This is a genomic window from Nocardia miyunensis NBRC 108239 (genome assembly GCF_001613065.1).
Classification (GTDB): Bacteria; Actinomycetota; Actinomycetes; order Mycobacteriales; family Mycobacteriaceae; genus Nocardia; species Nocardia miyunensis.
The window spans coordinates 53,945-78,573 of sequence record NZ_BDBQ01000002.1; the positions used below are offsets into that span (position 1 = coordinate 53,945).

23 protein-coding genes and 2 tRNA genes are annotated in these 24,629 nt (G+C 67.4%); 14 read left to right on the plus strand and 11 right to left on the minus strand.

Annotated features, from left to right (window positions below):
• Positions 1 to 20 precede the first annotated feature (20 nt).
• Positions 21 to 1,358 (plus strand): site-specific integrase, encoded by a 1,338-nt coding sequence (locus NM2_RS02680; RefSeq protein ID WP_084530413.1) that lies wholly within the window; start codon positions 21 to 23, stop codon positions 1,356 to 1,358.
• 77 nt (positions 1,359 to 1,435) lie between these two features.
• On the opposite strand, the gene NM2_RS02685 is transcribed toward NM2_RS02680, so the two are convergent.
• Positions 1,436 to 1,508: transfer RNA gene (locus NM2_RS02685), tRNA-Ala, on the minus strand.
• A gap of 94 nt (positions 1,509 to 1,602) precedes the next feature.
• Entirely contained in the window at positions 1,603 to 2,388 is a 786-nt protein-coding gene (locus tag NM2_RS02690; protein WP_067663461.1) for an NAD(P)H-dependent oxidoreductase, read from the minus strand.
• Between the two features lie 141 nt (positions 2,389 to 2,529).
• Here NM2_RS02690 and NM2_RS02695 point away from each other — a divergent pair, with 141 nt between their 5' ends.
• From NM2_RS02695 to NM2_RS02720, 8 genes are all read left to right on the plus strand, one after another.
• Complete coding sequence (locus tag NM2_RS02695) at positions 2,530 to 3,387, plus strand: helix-turn-helix transcriptional regulator (protein ID WP_067663464.1); 858 nt, start codon at positions 2,530 to 2,532, stop codon at positions 3,385 to 3,387.
• A 98-nt stretch (positions 3,388 to 3,485) separates the two neighbouring features.
• Positions 3,486 to 3,593, plus strand: coding sequence for a DLW-39 family protein (locus tag NM2_RS50840; protein WP_218008718.1), 108 nt, complete (start codon positions 3,486 to 3,488; stop codon positions 3,591 to 3,593).
• 277 nt (positions 3,594 to 3,870) lie between these two features.
• A complete protein-coding gene (locus tag NM2_RS02700; protein ID WP_067663467.1) occupies positions 3,871 to 4,905 on the plus strand; it encodes an adenylate/guanylate cyclase domain-containing protein in 1,035 nt (344 codons plus the stop codon).
• Positions 4,906 to 5,633: 728 nt separating this feature from the next.
• The gene (locus NM2_RS02705) at positions 5,634 to 6,617 is read left to right on the plus strand and encodes an ATP-binding cassette domain-containing protein (RefSeq protein WP_067663469.1); all 984 of its coding nucleotides are present in this window, start codon (positions 5,634 to 5,636) and stop codon (positions 6,615 to 6,617) included.
• Positions 6,617 to 7,459 (plus strand): ABC transporter permease, encoded by an 843-nt coding sequence (locus NM2_RS02710; RefSeq protein WP_067663472.1) that lies wholly within the window; start codon positions 6,617 to 6,619, stop codon positions 7,457 to 7,459. Before NM2_RS02705 ends, NM2_RS02710 begins: the two co-directional genes overlap by 1 nt.
• Positions 7,460 to 7,521: 62 nt before the next feature.
• The gene (locus NM2_RS47135; protein WP_084530414.1) at positions 7,522 to 7,713 is read left to right on the plus strand and encodes a hypothetical protein; all 192 of its coding nucleotides are present in this window, start codon (positions 7,522 to 7,524) and stop codon (positions 7,711 to 7,713) included.
• Positions 7,714 to 7,859: 146 nt separating this feature from the next.
• Complete coding sequence (locus tag NM2_RS02715; protein ID WP_067663621.1) at positions 7,860 to 8,387, plus strand: peptidylprolyl isomerase; 528 nt, start codon at positions 7,860 to 7,862, stop codon at positions 8,385 to 8,387.
• A gap of 91 nt (positions 8,388 to 8,478) precedes the next feature.
• Positions 8,479 to 9,348, plus strand: coding sequence for a rhomboid family intramembrane serine protease (locus tag NM2_RS02720; protein ID WP_067663475.1), 870 nt, complete (start codon positions 8,479 to 8,481; stop codon positions 9,346 to 9,348).
• 12 nt (positions 9,349 to 9,360) lie between these two features.
• Here the strand turns inward: NM2_RS02720 and NM2_RS02725 are convergent, their stop codons facing one another.
• Entirely contained in the window at positions 9,361 to 9,759 is a 399-nt protein-coding gene (locus NM2_RS02725) for a PH domain-containing protein (RefSeq protein ID WP_084530415.1), read from the minus strand.
• A gap of 133 nt (positions 9,760 to 9,892) precedes the next feature.
• Entirely contained in the window at positions 9,893 to 10,156 is a 264-nt protein-coding gene (crgA, locus tag NM2_RS02730; protein WP_067663482.1) for a cell division protein CrgA, read from the minus strand.
• 200 nt (positions 10,157 to 10,356) lie between these two features.
• Between crgA and NM2_RS02735 the strand changes: the two genes are divergently transcribed.
• From NM2_RS02735 to NM2_RS02745, 3 genes are all read left to right on the plus strand, one after another.
• On the plus strand, positions 10,357 to 10,995 hold the full coding sequence (locus NM2_RS02735) for an aminodeoxychorismate/anthranilate synthase component II (RefSeq protein WP_067663485.1): 639 nt from the start codon (positions 10,357 to 10,359) through the stop codon (positions 10,993 to 10,995).
• 58 nt (positions 10,996 to 11,053) lie between these two features.
• Complete coding sequence (locus NM2_RS02740; RefSeq protein ID WP_067663488.1) at positions 11,054 to 11,761, plus strand: RibD family protein; 708 nt, start codon at positions 11,054 to 11,056, stop codon at positions 11,759 to 11,761.
• An 82-nt stretch (positions 11,762 to 11,843) separates the two neighbouring features.
• Positions 11,844 to 12,323 (plus strand): cytidine/deoxycytidylate deaminase family protein, encoded by a 480-nt coding sequence (locus NM2_RS02745; protein ID WP_245717806.1) that lies wholly within the window; start codon positions 11,844 to 11,846, stop codon positions 12,321 to 12,323.
• Position 12,324: 1 nt separating this feature from the next.
• On the opposite strand, the gene pknB is transcribed toward NM2_RS02745, so the two are convergent.
• From pknB to NM2_RS02780, 7 genes are all read right to left on the minus strand, one after another.
• Positions 12,325 to 14,208, minus strand: coding sequence for a Stk1 family PASTA domain-containing Ser/Thr kinase (gene pknB / locus NM2_RS02750; RefSeq protein ID WP_067663491.1), 1,884 nt, complete (start codon positions 14,206 to 14,208; stop codon positions 12,325 to 12,327).
• Positions 14,205 to 15,779: a protein kinase domain-containing protein gene (locus NM2_RS02755; RefSeq protein ID WP_067663494.1), complete on the minus strand. Its 1,575-nt coding sequence runs from the start codon at positions 15,777 to 15,779 to the stop codon at positions 14,205 to 14,207. Before NM2_RS02755 ends, pknB begins: the two co-directional genes overlap by 4 nt.
• Positions 15,780 to 15,817: 38 nt before the next feature.
• On the minus strand, positions 15,818 to 17,281 hold the full coding sequence (locus NM2_RS02760; protein ID WP_067663497.1) for a peptidoglycan D,D-transpeptidase FtsI family protein: 1,464 nt from the start codon (positions 17,279 to 17,281) through the stop codon (positions 15,818 to 15,820).
• Positions 17,278 to 18,795, minus strand: a complete 1,518-nt coding sequence (locus NM2_RS02765; RefSeq protein ID WP_067663500.1) for an FtsW/RodA/SpoVE family cell cycle protein — start codon at positions 18,793 to 18,795, stop codon at positions 17,278 to 17,280. The genes NM2_RS02760 and NM2_RS02765 overlap by 4 nt, the downstream gene beginning before the upstream one ends.
• On the minus strand, positions 18,795 to 20,264 hold the full coding sequence (locus NM2_RS02770; protein WP_067663503.1) for a PP2C family protein-serine/threonine phosphatase: 1,470 nt from the start codon (positions 20,262 to 20,264) through the stop codon (positions 18,795 to 18,797). Before NM2_RS02770 ends, NM2_RS02765 begins: the two co-directional genes overlap by 1 nt.
• On the minus strand, positions 20,261 to 20,728 hold the full coding sequence (locus NM2_RS02775) for an FHA domain-containing protein FhaB/FipA (RefSeq protein WP_067663506.1): 468 nt from the start codon (positions 20,726 to 20,728) through the stop codon (positions 20,261 to 20,263). Before NM2_RS02775 ends, NM2_RS02770 begins: the two co-directional genes overlap by 4 nt.
• 184 nt (positions 20,729 to 20,912) lie before the next feature.
• Positions 20,913 to 22,307: an FHA domain-containing protein gene (locus NM2_RS02780; RefSeq protein WP_067663509.1), complete on the minus strand. Its 1,395-nt coding sequence runs from the start codon at positions 22,305 to 22,307 to the stop codon at positions 20,913 to 20,915.
• A 227-nt stretch (positions 22,308 to 22,534) separates the two neighbouring features.
• Here NM2_RS02780 and NM2_RS02785 point away from each other — a divergent pair.
• Together NM2_RS02785 and NM2_RS02790 are read left to right on the plus strand one after the other, a co-directional pair.
• Positions 22,535 to 22,620: transfer RNA gene (locus NM2_RS02785), tRNA-Leu, on the plus strand.
• 279 nt (positions 22,621 to 22,899) lie between these two features.
• Positions 22,900 to 24,240, plus strand: a complete 1,341-nt coding sequence (locus tag NM2_RS02790; protein WP_067663630.1) for a hypothetical protein — start codon at positions 22,900 to 22,902, stop codon at positions 24,238 to 24,240.
• Positions 24,241 to 24,629: the final 389 nt, after the last annotated feature.

Below are 24,629 nucleotides of genomic sequence, written 5' to 3' on the forward strand. Positions count from 1 at the left end.
CACCCCGGACCGGTGGACCGATGACCCGGGGCAGACCGGCCCGTCCCATCGGTGTCCCCGGCAAGCCGATGCTGACCGAGCTGTCCCCAGGGCATTGGGCCGCACGCCTGTTGGTCCGTGATGCCTCTGGCCGTCGCCGAGACATCAAACGAGTCTCACCGGTCAAGCTCGATGCACGCGGACGGAGGATTCCGGACCGCAACGGGGCTCGGGCGCTGGATGCAGTGATGGCGGCGGTCTCGGCGGTCCGGGTGGACCTGGGCGGGGAACTGTCCGAGTCCACAACTGTTCGGCAACTGTGGGACCTGTACCGCAAGTACCTGGAAGAACAAGAACGGGCTCCGGGCACGCTCGAACGTTATGACCTGGTGGCAGAGCTGTTCAACAGTGCGTTCGGCGAGCGGCGATTGCTCGAGGTCACCACATCCTCGGTGGAGATATTCCTGACCGACCTCGGCAAGTCCAAGGGACCGGCGTTGATGCGGACAGCGCGGCATGTGCTGTCCGGCATGTTCCGGTATGCGGTCCGCAAGGATGCGCTGTCCGTGAATCCGGTCCGGGAGTCCCAGTTGGCCAAGAACATCGAGGCCAAGGGGCGGACAGGTGGTGCGCGGGACATCACTGTGGATGAGATGCGGTTCATCCTGGCCGCTGTCCGGACCTCACAGCTGCCCTGTCCGCGCAAGCTGTCCAAGGCTGAACGGACTCGGGGACGGCCGGTGAAGTCCTACACGCCGCCGACCGTCGCGGACTACTGCGAGAGCGCGGATCTGGCGGACTGGGTGACCCTGCTGGCCGCAACCGGACTGCGCCGCAGTCAGATTCTCGGGCTGCTGTGGTCGGACTTCGATCTGGGGGAACGGACATTGCGGCTGAGTGGGAAGGTCGTGCGGACCAAGAGCACGGGACTGGTCCGCACCGACAAGGACGATGATCCGAAGAACCGGAAAACGGTGATCGCGCTGCCGGAGTTCGCGGTGGAGATGTTGAAGCGTCGCAAGGCTGTGCTGGCGGCTCGTCGGTTGAAGTCTCCGCCCGACCCGACGGCCGATGTGTTGGATCTGGTGTTCCCCTCGGCTGCGTGGACACTGCGTGATCCTCAGAACGTCGGGCACGAGTGGCAGCGCGTACGGACCGCACTGGACATCCCCGATGACGTGACCGTCCACAGCTTCCGGGGTGCGGTCGCGACGATTCTGGATGATGCCGGGCTGTCGGCGCGGGTCACCGCTGACGTGCTCGGACATGCCGATCCTTCGATGACCCAACGGCGCTATATGGCTCGCGGGCGAACTCATCAGGCGGCGGCGGACGCGCTGAACGTCGCCGTGACCGGCGAGGCTCGTCAGAGCAATTAGTTGGGATTTAGTTGGAAGATCGGCCGCTCTCCTCGCTCGTACCCGATGAGAAAAGCGGCCCTGACCTGCCGTTGGAGTGGAGCCTAGGGGAATCGAACCCCTAACCCCTGCCTTGCAAAGGCAGTGCTCTGCCAATTGAGCTAAGGCCCCGGTTGGTTGGCGTCCGCGTGGACAACCTCGGAAACGGTACCCCTCGGCGGGGGGTGGGGTCAAAACGGGGACCGTGCGGCGATCATGGCTCGGATCAGGCCGTCTTGTGCCGATGCAGTGCGAACCCTTGCTCGGCCGAGTGCTCGCGACCGGAGCGCAGGCGCAGGGTCGGCATCTCGTAGTCGCCGCCGTTCTGCGAGCGGTAGGGGATCGGTGCGGTGTCCGCGAGGGTCAGCAGACGTTGTTCCCAGGTCTTCGCCGCGACCGAGAAGTCCTCCGGGGAAACACGATTCGTGCCGTACAGGACGAACGGCGGCAGGATGTCCATGCCCGTGTAGTACAGGATGCCGTGTTGGATGGGAAAGAGCAGATCCTCGATCGGGCCGTTGATGCCGCGGTCGCTGTAGTGCGTCTCCTTGCCGCCGATCGTCACCGACAGCAGCGCACGCTTGCCCGCGAGCGTCCCCTCGCCGTAGCGGTCGCCGTACCTGTGTTCATCGTGTTCGCCTACGCCGTAACCGAATCCGTCGGTGAACACGCGGTCCACCCAGCCCTTCATGATCGCGGGCATCGAATACCACCACAGCGGGAACTGCAGGATCACCGCGTCGGCCCAGCGGAGTTTGTCCTGCTCGGCTCGGATGTCGGCGGACAGCGTCCCGGTCCGGTACGCGCGGCGCGAACTGTGCCCGACGTGGAGCGGATGCGTTGCGGCGGAACCGAAATCGTTCGCGTCGACGGTGGCCTTCCAGCCCATCGCGTACAGATCGCTGACGCGGACCTCGTGTCCGGCCCCGGTCAGCGTGGAGACCGTGATCCCGGTCAACGCCCCGTTCAACGAGCCGGGTTCGGGATGCGCGTGGACGATGAACACCTTCATGACTGCCTCCTGGCGGATCGGATGTCCTCGATGGTGGCCGCCGGTGGGCGCGGTGTTCAGGGGCGCTCGAACCGTCGGACCGGAGTTCCTGGTATCGGCAGGACCACCCGGGCCGTCCGGCCGCGTGGTGATACTGGAGACATGGACGACCTCGCCGATTTCCTGCGCACCCGCAGATCCCGGGTCGATCCGGTGACGGTGGGCATCACGCCCGATGCGCGTCGGCGGGTCACCGGACTGCGGCGGGAGGAGATCGCGCATCTTTCCGGGGTCAGCGTGGATTACTACGTCCGGCTCGAGCAGGGACGTGCCCGTCAGCCGTCCGAACAGATCCTCGACGCACTGGCCCGGGTACTCGGCTTGGACCGGGTGGAACGCGCGCATCTGCATCGGCTCGCACATCGCCCGCGGCGCGCGCCCGACGCGGCCGACGGTGCGGCTCGGCAGCGCCCGGAACTGCTGCGGGTGGTCGAGCTCATTCCGGACAGTCCGGCCTTCATCGCCGATCAGCGCCTGAACGTGGTCGCGGCCAACCGGCTCGCCGAACTGCTCTACGGGCGGCGACCCATGTGCGGATTGAATATCGCCCGGCACATCTTCCTGGAATCCGACGGCCGCGACCTCTACGCGGATTGGGAGGCCTGCACCCGCGACACCGTGGGCCAATTGCGTCTGGCGGCCGGTAAGGATCCGGACGACCCGCAGCTCACCGCCCTGATCGGCGAACTCGCCGTGCACAGCGAACGGTTCCGCAAACTGTGGGCTCAGGCGGATGTGCGCTGCCGCTCGCACGGCCGCAAACCCTTCGCCCACCCGCTGGTCGGCGACCTGGAATTACATCAGGAGAATTTCATGGTCCCCGGCGACAGCGGCACCGAACTGGTCATCCTGTCCGCCCGACCCGGCAGCAACGCCCACGACGGTCTGCGACTGTTGGCCAGCATCGGCGCAACCGACGATCAGGACCGGTCGATCCCGGAATCCCGGCCCTCGGCCTGAATCGTTCCCCCGCCGCGCGACGCCGACGGGAGTGCTTGCGCCAGAGTGACTTCGGACCCTCCTGGGCGAGATTCGGCGATGACAGTAGGGTGGGTTTCATGAAACTTCTTCTCACTCTGGGTGTCGTCGTCGGTGTCATCTTCGCCATCAACAAATTCCGCCAGCGCGGCGATGCGGATCTGTGGCACGAGGTGACCACTCGCTGAGCGCAGCCACCTGGGCGCCGGTCGGGGCATGCGGTGTGACCTCGCGGGAGGCCGCGCCACCCGGCCGGCAGGGCGTGCGCGGGATCGGATCGGTCAACGGCACGTCAGGATAGCCCACTGTGCTTGTCGCACAGTGGAATTCACCGGAGTGCTTGTGTTCGGCGTGCGGTGACGACGGTTCCGTCCGGCCATCGCGGGCGCGGGCGTCGGGCCGTGGCGTTGTGACACAGCACTATCGGGTGGGGATCGGCCGTGTACGGCCGTATGGTCGTTGACCATGGACCGCGCGGAGTTGTCGACATTGGTGCAGTCGGTCGTGGAGCCGTATCTGCTGGGCGGCCCGCGACTCTACGACCGGGCCGAGGTGGTGCGGCAGTCCGGGGTGCCGCAGGAGGTGAGCGGGCGACTGTGGCTCGCGCTCGGGTTCGCCGCGGATCCGGACGGGACCGCGATCGAGTACACCGACGCGGATGTGGTTGCGGCACGGGACTTTCGGAGTCTGGACGCGTTCAGCGGCGCCGATATCCGGCGGCAGTCCGCGGCCGTGCGGACCATGGGGCAGTCGATGGCGCGGCTGGCCGAATGGCAGGTCGATCTGGTGGTCGAGGAGATCATCAATCGAATCGCCTCGATCACCGCGCAGGATCCGGAACTGGACCCCCAGACGGTCGCGATGGAGGCGACCGAGGAGGTCGTCACGACCCTGCAGCGATTGCAGGCGTACGCGTGGCGGCGGCATCTGGCCGCCGCGCTGGCCCGGTCTCTGGGCAGCGACGGGGCGGGGGAGAGCGTTCGCGACCTCGCGGTGGGATTCGCCGATATGGTCGGTTACACCCGGCTGACCCGGCATCTGGATCGCGACGAGCTCTCGGATCTGCTGGAGACGTTCGAGACCGTAACCACCGAGGCGATCACCGCCAACGGCGGATGGGTGATCAAGAACGTCGGCGACGAGGTGATGTTCGCCGCCGAGACGGCGGTGGTGGGCGCGCGGATCGCGCTGGACATCCAGACCGCCGCGGCCGCCCAGACCGGGCGCGGCGAATCCGATGCCACCACCATGCCCGAACTGCGCGTGGGCCTGGCCTTCGGGCAGGTGTTGCAGCGGTTCGGCGATCTGTACGGCTCGACGGTGAACGTCGCCGCACGGCTGACCGGTGTGGCGCGTCCGGGGACCGTGCTGATCGATGACGGCGTGGCCACGCAGCTGGCCGGAGAGCCGGAATTCGCGATGCGACATCTGCGCAGCGTGCGGGTCCGGGGAATCAACCTGCTGCGCTCACATGTGCTGCGGCGCAACGGACGTGGGTGATACGCACCCGATTCGTGAAGGCTGTTCACCGTGCGCGGCGGTCGGCGTGGGACGCGCTGCCGCCGCTGTACGGAACTAACCCGAAAATTAGGAGCGGGCCTCGGCGAAGGGGGGGAGTTTGCCGAGGCCCGCGTAGGGTCGGCCCGGGGGGGAGGGGCCGACGTGAATGATCCTACGCGACGATCGGCGATTGTGTGAGTATGAGGGCTGCCACTTTTGGAAAGTTTTTCGGGCGGGCGTGTCGGTGGGGCTGCTGAAGCGTCGCTGGAGGGCTCACCGAGCATCGTGGATATATTGAAACCTGTTGTTACTCAGTCGGTTACGGTATGGAAAGCAGATACTTACCGGTTCGCTGAATGGTCGCCATCGACCGGTCGGTATGCGAGTTCGCGACACGGTCACAATTGAGAAGTGGATATTCCGGGCGTGTCCGGGGGCGGCTGGATCGGTCGACCGAGTAGCGCCCTGCGGGGAGTCGGGTAGTGCGGTACTCGCGCATACCGCGCCGCCGGACGAGACGATGACATCGGTCGCACCCCGCCGGCACCCCCGAGCACCCGCCGGACCCCCGGGGTGCGGCCCCGACTTCCCGCCCGCACCGCCGGTCCGTTGAAACGTTCGCCCTGGCAGAGGCGATATTCGATGGAACCTGTCGGTGGTCTGGGCAATACTTGCCGCGAGATCCGCAGATATCCGGTCCGCGGCCGGTGGGAACGTCAGGAGAGGTCATGGTCGATGCCATCATCGCCGAGGGCCTGGTCAAGAAGTACGGTCGTCTCGTCGCCCTGGACGGTCTGGATCTGCGTGTGCCCGAAGGCACGGTGACCGCGTTGCTCGGGCCGAACGGCGCGGGCAAGACCACGGCGGTACGGGTCTTCACCACCCTCCTGACACCCGATTCCGGCCGCGTCACGGTCGCCGGAATCGACGTCCTGCGCGAGCCGCGGCGGCTGCGGTCCCGCATCGGGGCCTCGGGCCAGTACGCGGCCGTGGACGAATATCTCACCGGTTTCGAGAATCTCGAGATGGTCGGGCGGCTCTACCACCTCGGGGTGGCCCGCAGTAAGCAGCGGGCGCGCGAGCTGCTCGAACGGTTCGATCTCGCCGATGCGGCGGATCGCCCGGTCAAGGGCTACTCCGGCGGTATGCGGCGGCGGCTGGACCTGGCCGGGGCGCTGGTCGCCAATCCGCCGGTGCTGTTCCTGGACGAGCCGACCACGGGCCTGGATCCGCGCGCCCGGCTGGATCTGTGGGACGTCATCGAGGAATTGGTCGCCGCCGGCACCACCCTGCTGCTCACCACGCAGTACATGGAGGAGGCGGATCGGCTGGCCGACGCGATCGCTGTCATCGATCACGGCAAGGTGATCGCCCGCGGTACCGCCGACGAGCTCAAGACCATGGTCGGCGGCGATCGCATCGAGTTGACCGTCGACCACATCGACAGCCTGGAGGTCGCGCGGGAGGCGCTGGCCGAGTTCGCGGTCGGGGAGATCCATCTCGAACCGGGTCTGCGCCGCATCACCGTGCCGGTCAGCGACGGCTCACAGGCCCTGGTCGACGCGATCGGGCGGCTCGCCGCCCGCGAGGTGAAGATTCACGACGTCGGGCTGCGCCGCCCCTCGCTGGACGACGTCTTCCTCACCCTCACCGGGCACGAGGCGCGGGGATCGGGTGCGGAGGATGGGGACACCGGGGAAGGAGTCGCCTGATGGCTTCCGCGACAAGCGTTTCCGACGAGCCCGCGGTGTTCCGGCGCGTCGCGATGCTGATCAGCGACAGCGTGACCATCACCAAGCGCAACGTCATCAAGATTCGCCGGGTACCCGACGTGCTGATCTTCTCCACGCTCTCGCCGATCATGTTCGTACTGCTGTTCGCGTACATCTTCGGCTCGGCGATCAAGGTCACCGGCACGTCCTATCGGGAGTTCCTGATCGCGGGCATCTTCGCGCAGACCGCGGTGTTCGGCGCGACGTTCACCGGTTCCAGCCTCGCGGAGGATATGCAGAAGGGCATCATCGACCGGTTCCGCTCACTGCCGATGGCCCCGGCCGCGGTGCTGATCGGGCGCACCGTCGCCGATGTGGTGATCAACGTGGTCAGCCTGGTGGTGATGTCGATCACCGGACTGCTGATCGGCTGGCGGATTCGCGGATCGTTCCTGGACGGTGTGCTCGGCTATGTGCTGCTGTTGCTGTTCGCCTACGCGGTTTCGTGGATGATGGCCGTGGTCGGTTTGCTGGTACGTGCGCCCGAGGTGTTCAACAACGCGAGCTTCATGGTGATCTTCCCGCTGACGTTCATCGCCAACACCTTCGTTCCCAGCGCCCAATTGCCAAGGCCGCTGAAGGTTTTCGCCGATTGGAATCCGGTGTCCGCGGTGACGCAGGCGACCCGCGATCTGTTCGGCAACACCAGTTCGCTGGCTCCGCCCCCGGAGGTGTGGTCCATGCGGCATCCGGTGCTCACCACGCTGATCTGGGTGGTCGTGCTGCTGGTGGTCTTCGTGCCGTTGTCGCTGCGTCAGTTCGAGCGCACCGTCAGCCGGTGAAGCCGCCGCCACACTGAGCAGTGCCTTCTGCGCGAAGCGCGCTGCTGTGACACAGTGGTCGTATGCAGTTGGGCAGTTCCCGGAAGGGCCGGTTGCGCAACCGGTTGATCGTCGCAGTTCTGGCCGCCGTAGCAGGCGGTGCGGCATGGCGGGTCGCCACCCGCCGTCCGCAGCTCCCGGCGCCCGCCCCCGAACCGCCCCGCCTCGGCTACAGCACCAACGGCGCGACTCCCCAACACGCCACGCACCGCTGAGCGGGTTTGCCGGCCTTGGCGCAGCAGCTCGATTCACCCTGCGGGACAATCGAAATATCAGCCACCAGGTGCAGTTTCCCAGCAAATCCGGCGGCTCCGGCCGGTGTACAGTGGAACATAGCCTCGCGTGTGCCAACATGTTCGACGTGACTTCACCGAATCAGACCTCCGTGGCAACGCTGCATACGAACCACGGTGATATCAAGATCGCGCTTTTCGGTAACCACGCGCCGAAGACCGTGCGTAATTTCATCACTCTGGCCGACGGCAGCGCGCCCTACTCGACGCAGAACGCCGGTGGCGGCACCACGGGCCCGTTCTACGACGGCAGCACCTTCCACCGGGTCATCGAGGGGTTCATGATTCAGGGCGGCGATCCGACCGGAACCGGCCGCGGTGGACCGGGGTACGAGTTCGGTGACGAATTCCACCCGGAGCTGCGTTTCGACCGCGGCTACCTGCTGGCGATGGCGAATGCCGGGCCGGGCACCAACGGCTCGCAGTTCTTCATCACCGTCGGCCCGCAGCCGCATCTGAACCGCAAGCACACCATCTTCGGCGAAGTGCTGGAGCCGGATTCGCGCAAGGTCGTGGACGCCATCGCCACCACCGCGGTGGATCGCAACGATCGGCCGAAGGAACCGGTGACGATCTCCGGCATCACGATCGACTGAATTTCTCCGCCCGGGATGAGCGGTCCGATTTGCGAGGGTAGCGTGCAGTTACCGCCCTCGCGCCGCTCACCGTCGATGAACACGGAGTTTCGTGAATCCCCAACCGCCCGCACCGACCTGTTTCCGCCATCACGATCGGACCACCGGTCTGGCATGCACTCGGTGCGGGCGGCCGGCCTGTCCGGAATGCCTGCGCCAGGCCGCGGTCGGACAGCAGTGCGTGGAATGCGTGGCCCAGGGGCAACATGATGTGCGGCAGGCGCGCACGCCGGTCGGCAGCCCGGCACCCACCCGGCCCACGCCGTACGTGACCTACGCGCTGATCGCGCTGAACGTCGCGGTATTCGCGATCACTGCCGTGCAGGCGCACAGCGTGGCCGCCAATAGTTCGTCGGCGCTGTTCCACGACTGGGTGCTCTGGCCGCAGGCGGTGGCCCACGGCCAGTGGATTCGCGTGGTCGGAGGTGCGTTCCTGCACTACGGTCCGCTGCATCTGGCGGTCAACATGTTCGCGCTGTATCTGCTCGGGCGCGACGCGGAGACGGTGCTGGGCCGCTGGCGCTATCTGGCGATCTATCTGACCTCGCTGTTCGGCGGTGCGGCCGCGGTGATGTGGCTGGCCCCGAATGCGCTCACCGCGGGGGCCTCGGGGGCCATCTTCGGACTGTTCGGCGCGTTGACCGTCGTGCTGCTGCGACTGCGGCGCAGTCCCACGCAGATGCTGGTCGTCATCGTGATCAACCTGATCATCAGCGTTTCGGTGCCGGGCATCTCGCTCTGGGGGCACCTCGGCGGCCTGGCCGCGGGCACGCTGGCCACGGTCGGGCTGCTGTACGGGCCGCAGTGGTTGCGGGTCCGCACCCAGGAGACGGGACTGCGCGTCGGGTGGGGCGCGGTGGCGCTGGTGGCGGTGCTGACGCTCCTGCTGATCGGTGCGGCCGCGGCCTCGCTCGGTTCCTGACCCGACAGCCGGTCACATGGCCAGGCCGTGTGCCACGAGCGCGTCCATGACGTCCTGGGGATGCGCGCCCAGATCCCAGCGGCCGAAGATGAGCAGCCGGTCCTCACCGTCGTGCTCGACGTCGATCTCCAGATTGGGCGATTTGCGCCCGAGCCGGCGGAAACTCACCACCCGGGCCCGCAGGATCCGCTCCCGGGGATACTCCACCGCGCCGAGCAGCCCGCGCACGACCAGCACAGGGCGTTGACCGGGCACGATGGTGATCCGCGGACGCTGCCGCAGCCCGAGTGCGGCCAGCCCGAGCAGCAGGATCGCCGCCAGTCCGACCAGCAGGCGGCTCGGCGCGTCGCCGGTGAACACGGCGGCCGCGGCCAGCACGATTCCGCCCACGGCGGCCGTCACGAGGGCCATGGGCGGTGTGGACCATTGCAGGCGGGACACCGGTTCGGATGCGGTCACGATCCCCACTCGCTCCTCAAGTTGTCCACAGGCTCATCCACAGGTGTGCATGAATAACACAGGTGTAAGAACACTCCGCGCCGGGTCAGCGCCACCGCATCGTCATGACCAGGCCGACGACCATGAGTCCGAACCCGATCAGGAAGTTCCAGGCGTTGAGGTTCGCCATCCAGGTCAGCTTGTCGCTGGCCAGGTAGTACACGATCAGCCAGGCCAGCCCGGCCAGCATGAAGCCGAGCATGATGCTGACGTACCAGACCGAGGAGGGGCCGCCCTTGATCTTGACCGGGGTGCGACTGGCGGGGTTGATCGTATAATCGGTCTTCTTGCGGACCTTCGACTTGGGCATGACGTCCTCGTATTCGGGTGCGGGTCGTACCGGCGGGGGCGTGCGCGCGACGCCCTGCGTCGCCGGTCTGCCTTCAGGCTATCCCAGCTGGGTGTACGTGCGTGGCTCGCGGTGCTCGCGCGCGGGCCGACCGGGTCGCGAGATGGCCGTGCGCGGGGTATTCACGCGACGTCGGGTTCGGCACCCCGTAGGCTTGCGCCATGCGTGTACTGGTCGTCGACAACTACGACAGCTTCGTGTTCAACCTGGTGCAGTATCTGGGCCAGCTGGGCGTCGAGGCCACGGTGTGGCGCAACGACGATCCGCATCTGGCGAATCCGGACGCGGTCGTCACCCAATTCGACGGCCTGTTGATCAGCCCGGGACCGGGGACGCCGGATCGCGCCGGGGCCAGTATCGAGCTGGTGCGCGCCTGCGCTCGGCATCGGGTTCCGCTGCTCGGGGTGTGCCTCGGGCATCAGGCGATCGGTGCGGCGTTCGGCGCGACGGTCACCCGCGCCGCCGAACTGCTGCACGGTAAGACCAGCTCGGTGTTCCACGTCGGCGCCGGTGTGCTGGCCGGGTTGCCGGATCCGTTCACCGCGACCCGCTACCACTCGCTCACCGTCCTCGAGGACACCCTCCCGGAGGAGATCGAGGTGCTCGGCCGCACCGAGAGCGGAATCGTGATGGCCGTGCGGCATCGCACCCTGCCCATTCACGGCGTGCAGTTCCATCCCGAATCGGTGCTCACCCAGGGCGGGCATCGGATGCTCGCCAACTGGCTCGAGGTCTGCGGCGAGCGTCCGGCCGAAGCTCTGGTCGAGACGTTGGAGGCCGAGGTCGCGGCGCTGGTCTGAACCGCGTCGTGATGTTGTCGTCCCGTGCGGTCGCGGCGGGGAGTCGGGAGGATGCGGCGTGAGCGGCAACGACGGACGGCGACCGTATGTGCTGCTGTCCGTGGCGGTCAGCGTCGACGGTTATCTCGACGATGCGAGTCCGGACCGGCTGCTGCTGTCCAATCCGGTGGATTTCGATCGGGTCGACGCGGTGCGCGCGGATTCCGATGCGATCCTGGTCGGCGCGCAGACCCTGCGCAGCGACAATCCCCGGCTGCTGGTCACCGACGCGGATCGCCGTGCCCGGCGGATCGCCGCCGGGAAACCCGAATACCCGGTGAAGGTCACCGTCAGCGCGAGTGGTGACCTGGATCCGGCGCTGCGCGTCTGGCATCACGGCGGCGACAAACTCGTGTACACCACCGACGTCGGCGCGATCCGTCTCGGCGACCGTCTCTCCGGTCTCGCCGAGGTCGTATCCCTCGGCGCCGCAATAGATTTCGGCGCGCTGCTGGACGACCTCGGCCGCCGCGGCGTCACCCGTCTGATGGTCGAGGGCGGCGGCCGAATCCACACCGCCTTCCTGTCCGCCGACCTGGCCGACGAACTCCTCCTGGCCGTGGCCCCGATCCTGGTGGGCGACCCCGCCGCCCCCCGCTTCCTGCACCCTGCCGCCTATCCGGGCGGTTCCGCGCGCAGGATGGAACTCGCCGACCTGACCCGCGTCGGGGACATCGCGCTGCTGCGTTATCTGCCCAAGGCGCACAACACGGTCGGCGATGCCTGAACCGGTTCCCTTCCACAACGTCAGGGGTGCAGACTTGTCCACAGAAGCCGCCGAGCCACAGGGCAGCGAAAGGGGTACCGACGTGTCGGCAGAAGACCCGGAGGATCGGGACAGTTCGGTCTTGCGGCAGCGCATGCGGCATGCGATCGAATTGGCTCGGTTGTGCCCCAAGAGCCCGGGGGCGTTCTCGGTCGGGGCGGTCATCGTCGACCAGGACGATGTCGAACTCGCGCACGGGTATTCGCGGGAGACCGACGCGAAGGTGCATGCCGAGGAGTCCGCGCTGGACAAACTCGGCGACGATCCCCGCCTCGCGCACGCCACGCTCTACAGCACCCTGGAGCCCTGTTCACAGCGCGCGTCCAAGGATCGCGCGCCGTGCACCGACCGCATCCTGGCCGCCGGGATCCGGCGGGTGGTCATCGCGTGGCGGGAGCCGTCCACCTTCGTCACGGACTGCGTCGGGGTCGAGAAACTGCGCGAACACGGCGTCGAGGTGATCGAGCTGGCCGATATGGCCGAGGAGGCGATGTCGATGAATCGCCACCTCGAGCTCGACTGAATCACGGCGGGCCGAGTACCCCCGTGACGATCGTTATCGTCGCGTCCTTGGAGATGGTCGAATTGGCCTTCGGCTGCTGATCGACGATCCGCCCGACGTTGCCGGCGTCGAAGGTGCCCTGGGTGGTCTGGGTGATCTGGCCTACGCTGCCGGTCCACCCGGCCGAACGCAGCTTGTCCAGGACCTGTGAGGTGGTCAGTCCTACCAGATTCGGCATGGTGATCTGATCGCTGGACACCTGCACGGTCACGGTCGAGCCCTTGTCCGCCATCGACCCGCCCGGCGGATCGGTGGCGATCACCTCGCCGCTGGGACGCGAGGAGGGCACCTTCTGCACGACGACCTTGAAACCACTGCTGTCGGTCAGATTCGGCTCGGCCACGGTGAGCGACTGGCCCACCACCTGCGGCACCCGCACCTGTTCCGGACCTTTGCCCAGGGAGATGGTGACCTTACTGCCCGCATCGGTCTTCGAGCCCTCGGGCGGATTCTGCTTCACCACCTTGTCCTTGTCATCGACGCTGGACGGATCGTGACCGATGTTCGGATCCAGTTGCAGGCCCAGCGCGCTGAGTTGCTGTTCGGCCTGCTGCTGGGTCAGCCGGGCCAGCCGGGGCACCGGAATCTGCGCCGGACCGGTGGACACCTGCACGGTGACGGTGCTGCCCTTGGGCGCGCGCGACCCGCCCAGCGGCTGCGTCTCGATGACGTTCCCGTTCGCGGTCCGGCTGTCGGACTTCTGCTGGATGGCCACCGAGAATCCGGCCTTCTGCAATTCGTCCTGCGCCTGCGCGGCGGGTTTGTTCGCCAGATCCGGGATGCCGATCTGATTGAAACTGCTGCCCGGACCGAGGAACACCCAGTACAGCGCGATCAACACCACCACGACACCGGCGGCGATCCCGCCGATCAGCATGTTGCGGCGCGGATCGCGCGGGCGTGGGGCCACGGCGTCGGCGGAATCCTCCTCCGAGCGCGGCGCGTCGACCGCGCCGAGGAACGTCGTGCGATCCTCCTCGGTCATCACCGTCGGCGCCTGCGGTTTCTGCCCGCCGAGCACCCGGATCAGATCCGAACGCATCTCCGCGGCCGTCTGATAGCGGTTCGCCGGATTCTTGCTCATCGCCTTGAGCACGACCGAATCCAGCTCGCGCGGGACGCCCTCATGGACGTTGGACGGCAGCTTCGGATCCTCGCGAACGTGCTGATACGCCACCGCGATCGGCGAGTCGCCGGTGAAAGGCGGTTCGCCGGTGAGGATTTCGTACAGCACACAGCCGACCGAATAGACGTCCGAACGCGCGTCGACCTGCTCGCCGCGGGCCTGTTCGGGCGAAAGATATTGCGCGGTACCGATGACCGCCGCGGTCTGGGTCATCGGATTGGAGCTGTCGGCGATCGCGCGCGCGATGCCGAAGTCCATCACCTTCACCGCGCCCTGCCGGTTGATCATGATGTTGGCGGGCTTCATATCGCGGTGCACGATGCCGTTCTTGTGGCTGAAGTCCAGTGCCGCACAGACATCCGCGATGATCTCCATCGCGCGTCGCGGGGCCAGCGGGCCGTTGCCGCGCACCATGTCGCGCAACGTATCGCCGTCCACGTACTCCATCACGATGTACGGCAGCGGACCGCCGTCCACCTCTGCCTCGCCGGTGTCGTAGACCGCGACGATGGCCGGATGATTCAGCGCGGCGGCGTTCTGCGCCTCGCGCTTGAACCGCAGATAGAAGGTGGGGTCCCGGGCCAGATCCGCGCGCAGCACCTTGATGGCGACATCGCGGCCCAGCCGTTCGTCCCGAGCCCTGTGGACCTCGGACATTCCGCCGAATCCGATGATCTCGCCCAGCTCATAGCGAGAAGACAGATTCTTCGGGGTGGTCATGGCAGTCCTTGCGAGGAGGTGTCCGGCGGGCTGATGTCGGTGTACTGGCTGTGCGAGCGGCGGTCGGGATAGCTGTTCTGGCTGTATCCGTTGTGGTTGTACCCGTTCTGGCTGTATCCGTTGACTCCCGGAACACCCGGCAACGATGGTATGTCCACCGAGGGGTAAGTCGAGTCATCCGTGTCCCACGGCATCGATGAATGACGCCGACCGGTGGTCGTCGTGGTCCCTTCGGTGCTCGACGTCGTGTCGCTGGTCGAGGGCGGCGCGGTCGTCGTCGTGCTGGGCGGCGTCGTGGTGGTCTGCACCGGGGGCGCCACATACCTGGTCGTGGTCGGCTCCTCGGTGGTGGTCGGCGCCTCGGTCGTTGTCGTCGCCGGGGCGGTAGTGGAGTGGGTGGTCACCGGTGTGACCGACTGCTGCGGCGGACTGCCGGCGAGCAGCACGTACGCCGCCGCGCCGCCCAGCACCAGCGCGCCGATGCCCAGGCCGAGCAGCCATTTGGTCGTGCGGCTCATGCCGGGCTCGTCCTCGTACGGCAGATCGTCGTCCGGGTGTCCGGGCATCGCGCTGGTCGCGTTGGCCGGACGTGCCCCCGCCCGATGGGCATTCGTGTAACGCCCGGAATCCTCGTAATCGCGCGGCAGGACCGTCGTGGCGCCCGTCGGCGGCGGCAGCACCCGCGCCGCGCCGCCCTGCGGAGTGTTCGGACCACCCATGGCGCGCGGCATCGGGGGACGTCGCCCGGACCGCACCGCGGCCACCGCGTCGGCGAACTCCCCGCCGCTGTGGTAACGCCGCGACGGATCCTTGGTCATGGTGATCTCGATCAACTCGCGCACATTCGGCGGCAGATCCGAGGGCATCGGCGGCGGGGTGTCGCGCACATGCTTCATCGCGACGGTCAACGCCCCGTCACCGCTGAACGGGCGATGTCCGGCCAGCGCCTCGTAGCCCACCACGCCCAGGGAGTACACGTCACTGGACGAGGTGGCGTCCTCGCCGGTGGCCTGCTCGGGCGCGATGTACTGGGCGGTGCCCATCACCATGCCGGTTTTGGTCACCGGTGACGCGTCCACCGCCTTGGCGATGCCGAAGTCGGTGATCTTCACCTGACCGGTCGGGGTGACCAGGATGTTGCCGGGTTTCACGTCGCGGTGCACGACGCCCGCGGCATGCGCCACCTCGAGCGCGCGGCTGGTCTGTTCGAGCATGTCCAGGCCCTGCACCACGGACAGGCGGCCGAGCCGGTTGAGCACCGCGTTGAGCGGTTCGCCCTGCACGAGTTCCATGACCAGATAGGCGGTTTCGCCGCCCTGCGGGTCCAGGGTTTCGCCGTAGTCGTAGATTCCCGCGATACCCGGGTGGTTGAGCTGCGCGGTCGTCTTCGCCTCGGTCCGGAACCGGTGCCGGAACGTCGGGTCGGCGGAGAATTCGGCCTTGAGCACCTTGACCGCCACCCGGCGGTCCAGCCGGGTGTCCAGCGCCTCCCACACCTGGCCCATACCGCCGGTGGCGATCAGGCGTTGCAGTCGGTAGCGGTCCGCGATCATCGCACCGTTGGTCAACATGGGAGCCCCCGTAGGACTTCGTACTTGGTCATCGTCGTTCAGCTCCCCTGCAGACCGGCCTCGAGCACGGCTCGTCCGACGGGGGATGCCACGAAACCTCCGGTGCCCTTCAGGCCCATGTTGCCGCCGTTCTCCACGACCACCGCGATGGCGATCTTCGGGTTCTGCGCGGGCGCGAATCCGATGTACCAGCAGTGCGCCGGTGTGCTGCCCGGATTGGCGCCGTGCTCGGCGGTGCCGGTCTTGGATGCGATCTGGAACGGGGTGGTGTTGCCCTGGAACGTGTTCTTCTCCGAGTCGATCATCATGCTCGTCAGCGTCGAGGCGACCTGGGGACTGATCGCCTGGCCGACCGACACCGGTTTGGTCTTGGACAGCTCGGACAGGTCCGGGCCCTGAGTCTGGTCCACCAGATGCGGTTCCATCCGGACGCCGCCGTTGGCGACGGTGGCCGCGATCACCGCGTCGTCGAGCGGGGTGATCGCCACGTCGCGCTGACCGATGCTGCTCTGGGCGAGGGACGCCTCGTCCGGGATCGTGCCGACGGTGCTGTCGGCCACCGGCAGCGGAATACCCGAATGCGTGCCGATGCCGAACGCCGCCGCGGTGTCCTTGAGTTTGGCCGCGCCCACCTTCATGCCGATCTGCGCGAACGCGGTGTTGCAGGACAGCGCGAAGGCCAGTTCCATCGTCGCGGTTGCGCCGTCGCCGCAGTGCTCGCCGTCGAAGTTCTCCAGCGTGGTGTTGGTGTCGGGCAACGTGATTCGCGGGTCGGCGGAGAACTGGTCGGTGGTCTGGATGCCCGAGGCCAGGGCCGCGGCCGAGGTGATCACCTTGAACGAGGAACCCGGCGGATAGGTCTGCGAGATGGCGCGGTTCAGCAGCGGCTGCTTTTGATCGGAGCTGAGCTGCTCCCACGCCTTGGTGCTGCTCGCACCGTCGTGCGAGGCCAGCTGATTCGGGTCGTAGCTCGGCGTGGAGACCATGGCCAGGATGCGGCCCGTGCTGGGTTCGATGGCGACCACCGAACCGGTGTACCCGTTCTTGGTCAGCTGGTCGTAGGCGACCTTCTGCATCACCGGGTTGATGGTGGTGACGACGTTGCCGCCGCGCGGATCACGGCCGGAGATGAGGTCGATCAGGCGGCGGCCGAACAGCTTGCTGTCCGATCCGTTGAGCACCGAGTCCTCGGCGAGTTCGAGTTCGGTGCGGCCGTACTGCATCGAGTAGAAGCCGGTCACCGGCGCGTACGCCATCGGATCGGTCGGGTAGGTGCGCAGGTACTTGTACCGGTCGTCGGTGGAGACCGAACTGGCCAGCACCGTGCCCGAGGCCGAGATCTGCCCGCGCTGGCGGGAGTACTCGTCCAGCAGCACGCGCGAGTTGCGCGGATCGCTGCGCAGGCTGTCGGCCTTGATCACCTGGACGTAGGTCGCGTTGAGCAGCAGGGCGACGGTCATCAGCATCACGGCCATAGCGACGCGGCGCAGTGGAGTGTTCATGCCGGTTCCCCCTTCGCCTTCCGGCTCGAGTCGGTGTTGTCCGTGCGGATGATCGCCGTTTCGGCCGGGCGCAACGTCTCGGTGGGCGGGTTGCTGGTCGGCGCGGTTTCCTTCCTTCGGCTCGGCGCCGGTGCGCGGGCGGCATCGGAGATCCTTATCAACAATGCCAGCAGTGCGTACTCGGCCAGCAGCGCAGATCCCCCGTACGACAGAAAAGGCGTGCTCAGGCCGCCGCGCGGAATCAACTTGGTGACGCCGGCCACAACCACGAACACCTGTGCGGCGATAGTGAAGGCGAGTCCGGCGGCGAGCAGTTTGCCGAAACTGTCCCGCACCGCCAGCGCCGTGCGCAGTCCGCGCACCACCAACACGGTGAACAGCACCAGCACCGCGGTCAGCCCGATCAGCCCGAGCTCCTCACCGACCGTGGCGATGATGAAATCGGTCTCGGCGAAGGGCACCTGATCGGGACGCCCGTTACCCAGCCCGGTACCGGCAAGCCCGCCGGTGGCCAGACCGAACAGCGACTGCGCGATCTGGAAACCGGTGTTGTTGTAGTCCGAGAAGGGATGCAGCCAGGTGTGCAACTGCGCTCGCATCGGTCCGAACGTGTTGTAGGCGAAGATCAATCCGATGATCAGAAGTACCCCGCCGACGACCAGCCAACCCACCCGCTCGGTCGCGATGTACAGCAGTGCCAGCACGGTGCCGAAGACCAGCAGGGACAGGCCCAGATCCCGCTCGAACACCAGCACCCCGACGCTGACGGCCCAGACCAGCACGAGCGGGCCCAGATCGCGCAGCCGCGGCAGCTCGATACCGAACGCGTGCCGTCCGGCCGCGGTGAACCAGTCGCGTTTGGACACCAGCAGCGCCGCGACGAACACGACCAGCAGGACCTTCGCGAATTCGCCCGGCTGCACGGTGAATCCGGGCAGCCGCAGCCAGATCTTCGTGTGGTTCGTCGTGGCGAACCGTTCCGGCAGCACCGCGGGCAGCAGCAGCGTCACCAGGCCCAGCGCCCCGATGGAGTAGTTGTAGCGGGCCAGGGCGCGATAGTCGCGCACCACCACCAGCACCGTGGCCAGGATCAGGATTCCGGCCGCGGTCCACAGCACCTGGCGGTCGGCGTCGGGGGAGGGGATCGGCCAGGAGTTGCTGCGCGCGGTCTGTGCCGCGGCCAGATCAAGGCGGTGGATCAGCACCAGGCCCAGGCCGTTCAGCAGCGCCGCGATCGGCAGCAGCAGCGGATCGGCGAACGGTGCGAAACGTCGCACGGCCAGATGGGCGACCGCGAACAGCGCCAGATAGGCCAGCGCTAGTTCGGCGCATTCCCACCAGGCGCCCTGATCCTGAGCGGCCTCCACCAGAACCAGTGCGACGGTTGTCACGACGACCGCCGTCCCCAGCAGCAGAAGTTCGACGTTACGACGAGTCGAGGGCGGTGGCGCAGGGGCGAACCCGCCCGGAGGACTCGGGAAGGCCCCCGCAGACAGCGGTGCCGGAGCGGACATCAGTCCGCCTTCCTGCAGTTCTCTCCCGGAGTTTGCGGGGCCTGCGACGCGGTCGTCGGCGTGGCGGGCGCGGTGGTGGTGGGGGCGGGCGCGCCGGGATGTCCGTCGCCGCTGGCGGGCGCAGGCTGCGCCGGCGTGGGACCGGTCGGCGCGGCGGGGGTTGTCGTGGGTGCGGGATTCTGCGCCGGCTGCGGCGTCGCGGCCGGGGTGCTGCACGCGGGCAGCAGATCCTGCTGGGCGAGTTTGGCGAGCTGGCGGCGCGCGTCGTCGAGGGCGCCCGGCGGAAGTCCGTTGTTCACCTTGTCGCGGCCGGTCTGCTCGAGGTCGGCGACCTGCAACTGCTTGCAGCCCGACGGAAAGCCCTCACCCGGACTTGCCAGGCTGAGCTGTCCGTCGCGCTGCACGCACGCGATCTGGTCCACGTCGTGGATCGAATAGCCGAGCACCGATCCGGGTAACCCGCGCACGATCACGACGTTGCCGCCGTCCGCCCCGACGTAGTAGTTGTTGCGAATCATCTTGTAGCCCACCACGAGTCCTACCGCCACGGCCGCGATCAGCGCGAGCGACAGCAGGATCCAGCGCAGTTTGTGGCTCTTGCGTGGCTCGGGCTCCGCGGTCACGGGGGCGCGCCGGGGGGCCGCCCGCGGTGGGCGCATCGCCGCGGCCCGGCCGGCGGCGGTGTTGGGCGGCGGGGTGTCCTCGTCCTCACCGGAGGCGGCGCCGGCCACGATCGGATGGCTCTGGCCGTAGTCCAGATCGATGACGTCCGCGACGACGACGGTGACGTTGTCCGGGCCGCCGCTGCGCAGGGCGAGTTCGATGAGGCGATCGGCAGCCTCGTCGGTGCTGCCCTCCCGCAACGTATTTCCGATCGTCTCGTCGCTGACCACGTCGGACAGGCCGTCGGAGCAGAGCAGGTAGCGATCGCCCGCCCGCGCCTCCCGCATGATCAGTGTGGGATCGATCTCATTGCCGGTGAGCGCCCGCATGATCAGTGACCGCTGCGGATGGGTGTGTGCCTGTTCGGGCGTGATCCGGCCCTCGTCGACCAGCGACTGCACGAACGTGTCGTCGCGGGTGATCTGAGCCAGCTCGTTGTCGCGGAACAGGTACGCACGCGAATCGCCGATATGCGCCAGGCCGAGTTTCTTGCCCGCGAACAGGATCGCGGTGAGCGTGGTGCCCATGCCGTCCAGTTCGGGCTCTTCCTCGACCTGATCGGCGATGGCGGCGTTACCCGCGTGCACCGCGCGGTCCAGCTTGCCGAGCAGATCGTCGCCGGGCTCGTCATCGTCGAGATGCGCGAGTGCGGCGATCATCAGTTGGGAGGCGACTTCACCGGCGGCGTGGCCGCCCATTCCGTCGGCCAGCGCCAGCAGGCGCGCACCGGCGTAGACGGAATCCTCGTTGTTGCCTCGGACGAGTCCGCGGTCGCTGCGCGCCGCGTAACGGAGAACAAGTGTCACGATCGCAGCTCGATCACTGTCTTACCGACACGGACGGGGGACCCGAGCGGAACCCGCACCGGGGTGGTGACCTTCGCGCGGTCGAGATAGGTCCCGTTGGTGGAACCCAGATCTTCGACGTACCAGTCCTCGCCTCGCGGCGAGAGTCGCGCATGCCTGGTCGAGGCATAGTCATCGGTGAGTACCAGCGTGGAATCGTCGGCGCGCCCGATGAGCACCGGTTGGGTACCCAGGGTGATGCGTGTGCCGGCGAGTGAACCTTGAGTCACCACTAGATACTTGGCGCCCTTCTGGCCACGGCTGAAGGATGGCAGCACCGCGGAACCGCGTGCGGCCCGGGGCTGGATCCGGATGCCGGATGCCGCGTAGATGTCGCTGCGCAGGGTTCGAAGCACCGCCCACACGAACAGCCACAACAGCAGTAGGAACCCCGCACGGGTCAATTGCAGGATCAGTCCCTGCACGGTGCTCCACCTCCTGTTTCGGCCGATGTGGGTACGACGTTCGACCCCCAACCGGCTTGCTGGTCAGCACGGACCTGCCGCCGACCGAGGGTTGGCAGCATCATAGGGCCGATGACCGGTTGCGATCACGATAAGGGCGAGTTTTTCGCGCCGCATCGTGACCTGCATCGGCGAGCTTACGGGATCAGACGATTCGGATCAGGATCTCGGAATGTCCGGCGCGGATGATATCGCCGTCGGCGAGCTGCCAATCCTGCACCGGCGAGCCGTTGACCAGCGTTCCGTTGGTGGAACCGAGGTCCGAGAGCATCGCGACCTGACCGTCCCACCGGACCTCGATGTGACGGCGGGACACCCCGGTATCGGGGAGCCGGAAGTGCGCATCCTGGCCGCGGCCGATGATGTTGCTTCCCTCACGCAGCTGATAGGTCCGGCCGCTGCCGTCGTCGAGTTGCAGCGTGGCCGAGTACCCCGAACCGCCCGCGGGCGCCTGGCCGGGCGCGGCGTATCCGGGCTGCTGTCCGTAGCCGCCCTGCTCGTAGCCCTGCTGCTGTCCGTAGCCGCCCTGTTCGTACCCGGCCTGCTGCTGGCCGTAGCCCTGCTGGTAGCCCTGGTCGTAACCCTGCTGCTGCTGCCCGTAACCCTGGTCGTAGCCGCCCGGCGCCTGGCCGTATGCCTGCTGTTGGCCGTAGCCGCCCTGGTCCGCGTAACCCTGGTGTTGCCCGTAGGCCTGGTCGCTGTAGCCCTGGTGGCCCTGTTCGGCGTAACCCTGCTGGTCGTAGCCCTGCTGCTGGCCGTACCCGCCCTGGTCGTAGCCGCCGCGCTGGTCGTAGCCCTGGTCGTAGCCCGGCTGGCCGTAACCCGCGGCGCCGCCCTGCTGGTAGTCCTGACCGTTCTGGTAGTCGCCGTACCCGTGCTGCGCATCGGGTGCGGCATATTCGCCACCGGCCGGAGCCTGATAGTTACCACCCTGCGGCGCCTGATAGCCGCCACAGCCGTAGTCGTCGTAGCCCTGGGCGGGGCGGCCCGCCGGCGGCGGCGCGTACCCGCGGTTGCGTGGATCGGACTCCGCGGGCTCACGGCTCGGGTCGTAGCCTGAGTTCTGCGTCATGGGGCCAGCTCCTGGTTGCGGGTTTGCGGTTCTCTGTCGGGGGGGTCCAGGTCGGCCGGGTGAGGGGCCGCGGGCCGCCGGATTACGGCGATCCGCGTCGGGATCGACCCGACCGCGAGTCCTGAACTGCCCGGTGTGCAGCGTAGGGGATGGTTCGAATTCGACGTGCACATCACCGTAGGTCTGCCAACCCTGTTCGCGGATGTAATCCTGCAGGTGTTTGGCGAAGGCCCGGGTGGTGAGGTCGTGATCGGCATCGAGTTGCTGCAGGTCCGACGCGTTGATGGTGATGGTGTAGCTGTTGGGAGCCAGCAGATGGCCACCCTCTAGTTCGGTGACCTGATCGGAAGCCTCACGCTGCAGCGCCGCCTCTACTTCCTGCGGGACGACGCTACCGCCGAAGACGCGCGCGAACGCGTCCCCGACCGCGCCCTGCAGGCGGCGTTCGAAGCGGGTCACGAACCCCATCTCGGCCTCCTCCGGTACATGCGTCGGTCGTCTGCTCAGGATTGACGACACGCCGATAGGGCGTGTCGACGTAGGGACACGGTCACTGCATGATATCCACGATCGTCCACACCTGTAACTCCCGATGCTTCCCCAGGGTTCCCGTTCCGCCGGAACACCCCGTGCAGGCCTGTGAACAGGCGATTTCTTCTCGCCCCCGCCCCCGTGCTACTGTCTTCCAGTCGCTCGGGCGAGTGGCGGAATGGCAGACGCGCTGGCTTCAGGTGCCAGTGTCCTTCGGGACGTGGGGGTTCAAGTCCCCCTTCGCCCACCAGAACGAGGAAGGGTCGGAGTTCTAGCTCCGGCCCTTCCTCGTTTCTCGTTCGACGAGCATCCGGTCCGGTCGGTCCGCCGCTGATTCCGGTCGAATCGGCTTGTCGGGAATTTCACAAACTTTCGTGGGGCGCGTTTGTCAGCTATGGCTATAGGTCCTTGCGCGGAACTGTCGGCGGACCGGAACTGATCATCCGACCAAGTTGGTTCGGTACGCTGCCTCGGTCGTGGATGATCGTGTCGCGGCTGGTCGGGAATGCGGAACAGGCAGGTGGCAGCCATGAGACGAGCTTTCTCCGGACGTCGGCGCGGTGTGGGTCGTGCCTTCGCGGCGCTGTGTGCGGCCGGGGCGCTCGTCGCCGGGACGCCCGCACAGGCGGCGACGTTCTGGGGGCCGTTCGCCGCGCCGAGTCCGGCATTGGGGCCGCAGGGGAGCGCGACGATGCACGCCGATGCCGGATCCTCCGATGCCACGCCGCTCGCCGGCCCGGGTGCGCGCGCGGTGCGAACGACGGTGTATCCGCTCGCCGCGGCCTGTCCGACGTTGTTGCAAGGGTCCGATGGCATGGTGGTGGCGCTGTGCACCACGATCGCGGGGCGCACGCCCACGGTGGAGCTGATCGATCCGAATGCGACCGGGGCGCTCGCAAGCGCCTCGGCCACACTGCCTTTGGTGAAGGGCGGCCTGCTCGGCGGGGTGTACGCATATCTGGACAACGCGAACCGGCTGGTGCCCGCCGGGGACAGCGTCGTCGGGCTGGTTCCGGATCCGTCCGGCGGGGTGTGGTTCGCGACCGAACACGCGGTGGCCGGGCGGGTGGATCCGTCCGGACATGCGGCGGCGATCACGCTGGGCGGCGGGGAGATGGTGGAGAACAGCATCTCCGCGACGCCGGACGGCCGCATCGCCGTGGCCACCACGCATGCGCTGTACGAACTGCGGTCCGTCGCGGCGGGACATCCGGAAGTATTGTGGCGCAAGGCTTACGACCGCGGCCCGGGTCGCAAGCCCGGTCAGCTCAGCTGGGGTACCGGATCGACACCGGTGTACTTCGGCCCGGAGACCGGCGCGGACTACGTGGCCATCGTCGACAATGCGGCCGAGGCGGCGCACCTGCTGGTGTTCCGTTCCGGCACAGGGCAGTTGGTGTGCGTGCAGCCGGTTCTCACCCGTGGCGGGCCCGGCAGCGAGAACGCTCCGATCGGGCTGGGCCGCACGGTGGTCGTGGCGAGCACCTACGGCTATCCGTATCCGACGCTGCCGCAGGGCGCCGGTCCGGCGGTGCCGCCGATGGCTCCGTTCACCGGGGGCATGACTCGTGTGGACGTCGGCGCGTCCGGCTGTCACACGGTCTGGGACAACGAGGTTCGCAGTTCGGCGGTGCCGATGCTGTCCGCCCCCGACGGCCTGATCTACACGGTGAACCGGATCGGCCCCGCGGCCACCACGCCGCTGGACGGTTTCGAATTCACCGCCGTGAACGCCGACACCGGTGCGATTGCCGCGCGCAGCCCGCTGCCCGGCACGATCGTGGCGGATCCGTTGCAGACCGCGCCGTTGATCACCCGGGATCGTCGGGTGCTGCAGGGCACTCTGAGCGGGATCGTGCGCATCGGATAACGCGCTCAGCCGCCCTCGGCCCCGGCCTGTTCGCGGAGCGTACGGTGTGATCTTCGCCGCACTCCAGGCCGCTGATCAGGGGCTCCGTGGGCTCTTCGGGGTGATAGCGGGCTGATCTGAAACGGTCGCAGATCAGTATCTGAGCTCGAATAATCGACTACATATGCGTCGATTGCCTGTTACTGCTGAACTGCTTTCCGGGACCCGCCGGAGATAACAAACTTCAGGTTTGTTTACTGATTGGCTACCTTTTTGTCATCGCTTGGAGATCTAGAAAATGTCCAGGTTGACAGGCATTTTTAAGATGCATTGACATCAAGTGAACAGAATTGGCAAACCTTACCTCGAGACTCATCGGGTGAATCCGTCTCGCCGATTCCGGGGAATGG